This is a genomic window from Xenorhabdus sp. PB30.3, from assembly GCF_963895965.1.
GTDB lineage: Bacteria > Pseudomonadota > Gammaproteobacteria > Enterobacterales > Enterobacteriaceae > Xenorhabdus > Xenorhabdus stockiae.
The window spans coordinates 1-2,590 of sequence record NZ_CAWQMW010000078.1 but is presented as its reverse complement, the minus strand read 5'-3'; the positions used below and the strand labels follow the sequence as shown (position 1 = coordinate 2,590).

Here is a 2,590-nt window from a genome sequence, read left to right as displayed (position 1 = left end):
ACTGCTGGTGCGGGAACGGTTTAACGTGCTGAACCAGATTATCTGGGCGAAACCGTCTGGCCCGTGGCGCAGGCAGCATAAAGAAAGCCTGCGCATGTATTTTCCGGCCACAGAACGTATTATTTTTGCCGAACATTATCAAGGGCCATACCATCCGAAAGGCGATGGCTATTTCAAACAGTGCCGGGAGCTGAAACAGTCGGTATTTAAACCGCTGGTCGATTATTTTCGGGATGCTCGCAAAGCGTTAGGCATCACAGCAAAAGCCATACACAAAGCCACCGGAAAGCAGATGTCCAGTCACTGGTTCAGCGACAGCCAGTGGCAGTTACCCAGTGAAACGGACTATCAAAAGTTGCAAGGGCTGTTTGACCGTACCGCCAAAGAAAAGCACCGGCGGGGCGAACTGAATACCCCGTATCCTGAGCTGGTGGATTCCCATTTAACCCTGTCGCGTCAGTATGACGAACTGCGTCAGGAATACGGTTTAATGCGCCGTTCCTTCACCGTCACCGCCGACGTGCCTTATACCGATGTCTGGCAGTTTGCCCCGGTACAGTATTATCCGGGCAAGCATCCTTGCGAAAAACCCGCTGATTTAATGGCGCATATTATCCAGTCCAGCAGCCGGGAAGGGGAGCTGGTGGCCGATTTCTTTATGGGTTCCGGGGCGACACTGAAAGCCGCGTTAAAACTCAATCGTCGTGTGTTGGGGGTAGAGCTGGAAGAAGAACGGTTTAAGCAGACGGAGCAGGAAATCAAATTGTTTATAAATAAATGAAATCGATTTCAGTGGATTGTAAAAATGACCACACAAGGCGAATCGATATATTCAATCATAAGAGTTTATTAATATATTCATCCTGTTTAACAGCAGAAGGAAATTAAATATTAAATTTAACTTCCCATTATTTATAAATATAAGGAAATACTATGTCTGAATTTATTAAGCCTGAACATGAATGCCCTTTTGATCCAAAACAATATCACTGTGATTGTTTTATTGCACCGGTAGGTTCGTTTTCTTGGGCTTTGATTCAATTAAAACTACGCAAGCGCGTTACCCGTTCTGTTTGGGTGAATTGCCAAGGGAATAATGAGATGTATCTGGCTATCACTCCACGTGTCAATAATTTGGCCGTGGAAAAAGATAGCGCTTACGCCGTTGATGGCGTTGCGGTTGGGACTCAATATGATTATTTGACTCACATTGATCTGCGCAATGAACACGGTAATTTTGTACCGTGGCAGCCAACGCAGGAAGATATGATGGCGTGTGATTGGAAGTACTTTGAAGATAAGACGGAACCAGAGCCAGAATCAGAACAAAAAAAACTAAAATATAATTTAGTTTTTGATATAACCCGTAAACCGGGTGACGGTATGGTGTTTGGAGACCTTAAAGAAGCCTTAGACGTTATTGAAAATGATATTACCAAACGCGGGCCTCTTCCTTCAGTTTGGTCTTATAACGTAGATAATCTCGGTCGTGATTTTGGGTTTAATTTTCACAAAAATAAGAATAAGGGTTGGTTTGAAAAGCTGGATGATAAGACTCTGATAATTGTTATAGATGACAAAGAATATAATCTTGGTAAATCGAGTAAAGTGCTGCCTGACTCCAAGTCGGTGTATTATAGATACGAGAATAGTGAATCAGAGAAAGTGGTTGAACTGTTAAAACAAGAAGGAAAAACATATCGTTTTCAATGTAAATGGTATGATTAATCTATTAAAACAATTCTTTTTAGCCCTAGCATATGCTGGGGTTTTATTTTCGCCTCTGCAATTATTTTGGTCGGTATTCTAACTTAATGACAGAACCTAAGAACGAATCTATTTCTCCTCACGAATATAAATTGCTTGAACAGGGGAAAATATAAAGGTGAAAGAAAACCCTGATATCTGGGCACATCTCTGTGACTGGCTTGTTTCAATAAAAGAACAAGGCATCGGAGCTGTACTCGCAGGAACAATGGCATTTCTCCGAGGCCGCTATAACGGTGTCGGTTGGTTAAAAGTCTCTATCGATGCCTTTATATGTGCCATGTTCGCCTGGTTCATTCGTGATGTATTAACTCTGTTTGGTCTGAATCCTGATTTAGCTTATATCGGCAGTGTGATAATTGGTTATTTAGGGACGGACTTTATCGGCCAATTGTTGCGTAAGGTGGCAGAGAAAAGAGCAGGAGTATCTTCTGATGGAAATCAGCGATAAAGGCCTTGAGTGCATCAAACAGTATGAAGGCCTGAAACTGAAAGCCTACCCTGATCCTGCAACCGGAGGTATTCCGTGGACCATTGGTTACGGTCATACAAAAGGGGTTAAAAAAGGGGGATGTAATTACAGAACAGCAGGCCGAAGCATTTCTGCGTGATGATCTCCAACCTATAGCTAAATCAAAATAATTAGACATATTTTACATGCGTCATAAACAGTTCATCAATTGAACACCTTTCTCGTCTTCTTATCGCTTTAACTTCAGCCCATTTCGGTTCGATGGGGTTCAAATCCGGACTGTAAGGAGGTAACCATTCCAACAGGCAACCGTGGTCTGCTATCGCTTTTATTGTGTCATGCCGTTTATGG

General features: G+C 42.7%; 4 protein-coding genes and 1 pseudogene. 4 read left to right on the top strand and 1 reads right to left on the bottom strand.

Annotation, left to right across the window (positions count from 1 at the left end):
• The 4 genes and pseudogenes from AACX38_RS05545 to AACX38_RS05530 form a co-directional block, all read left to right on the top strand.
• Nucleotides 1-781: site-specific DNA-methyltransferase (locus AACX38_RS05545; RefSeq protein WP_228865876.1), on the top strand; the 781-nt coding region annotated here is incomplete at its 5' end.
• Nucleotides 782-933: 152 nt separating this feature from the next.
• Nucleotides 934-1,728, top strand: a complete 795-nt coding sequence (locus AACX38_RS05540) for a DUF2829 domain-containing protein (RefSeq protein ID WP_228865875.1) — start codon at nt 934-936, stop codon at nt 1,726-1,728.
• A 157-nt stretch (nt 1,729-1,885) separates the two neighbouring features.
• Nucleotides 1,886-2,218 (top strand): phage holin, lambda family, encoded by a 333-nt coding sequence (locus AACX38_RS05535; RefSeq protein ID WP_228865874.1) that lies wholly within the window; start codon nt 1,886-1,888, stop codon nt 2,216-2,218.
• Nucleotides 2,202-2,327, top strand: a pseudogene (locus AACX38_RS05530) (glycoside hydrolase family protein); the annotation flags it as partial. The gene AACX38_RS05535 and the pseudogene AACX38_RS05530, both read left to right, overlap by 17 nt.
• Nucleotides 2,328-2,409: 82 nt before the next feature.
• Here the strand turns inward: AACX38_RS05530 and AACX38_RS05525 are convergent.
• Nucleotides 2,410-2,590 (bottom strand): transposase (locus tag AACX38_RS05525; RefSeq protein WP_228865873.1); only part of this gene is annotated, 181 nt, incomplete at its 5' end.

Bases quoted from the DNA above. Each gene is read 5' to 3' on its own strand.
- AACX38_RS05540 (WP_228865875.1), top strand. From the start codon at position 934: ATGTCTGAATTTATTAAGCCTGAACATGAATGCCCTTTTGATCCAAAA.